General features: G+C 76.5%; 1 pseudogene. It reads left to right on the top strand.

What is annotated here, in order from left to right:
- Positions 1-775: pseudogene (locus ACFQ4O_RS17980) on the top strand (double-strand break repair protein AddB); the annotation flags it as partial.

Genomic DNA, 775 nt, shown 5'->3' with positions numbered 1-775 from the left:
CTGCTGGCGCTGCTGCGCCATCCCGCCTGCCGGCTGGCGGAGAGCGCAGGGCTCACCTCCCGCGCCGTGGACGCGCTCGACCTGATGGCGTTCCGCGCGGTCCTGCCCGGCGCGGGCTTTCCGGGGCTTCGGACAGCGCTGGAGACGGTGGACCCGCGCGGCCCCGCGCGCAGGCTGTCCGGGCCGTCGCGCGCCTCCGCCCATGCGCTGCTCGACGCGCTGGTCGTTGCGCTTACGCCCCTTGCGGCGCTCGGCGAGGGGCCGGACGCGCCGCTTTCCGCCTTCGTCGCGGCGCTTCAGACCGGCTACGCGGCGATCGCGGGCGAGACCGACGCGGAGGACCACGTCGAGACCACGCGCTTTCTTGAGGAGCTTTCGGACGCCGCGCCCGCGAGCGAGCCGATCTCGCCCCTGAGTTTCCCCGGCGTGCTGGCGGCGCTGATGGCGGGGCGCGTGGTGCGCCCGGCCCGGCCGCGCCATCCCCGGCTGCACATTCTCGGCCCGCTGGAGGCGCGCCTGCTCGCCTTCGACCGCGTGGTGCTCGGCGGCCTGAACGACGGCGTCTGGCCCCCCGCCCCCCAAAGCGACGCCTGGATCAACCGGCCGCTTCGCGCCCAGCTCGGCCTGCCGGCGCCCGAAGGGCGCATCGGCCTGTCGGCCCACGATTTCGAGCAGGGGCTCGGCGCGCGCGAGACGGTGCTGACGCGGGCGAAAAAGGCCGGCGGCGCGCCCACCATCCCGTCCCGCTGGCTGCAGCGGCTGGAGGCGGCGGCCG

The organism is Methylopila musalis (assembly GCF_042679725.1).
GTDB lineage: Bacteria > Pseudomonadota > Alphaproteobacteria > Rhizobiales > Methylopilaceae > Methylopila > Methylopila musalis.
This window is presented reverse-complemented; position numbering and strand designations above follow the sequence as displayed.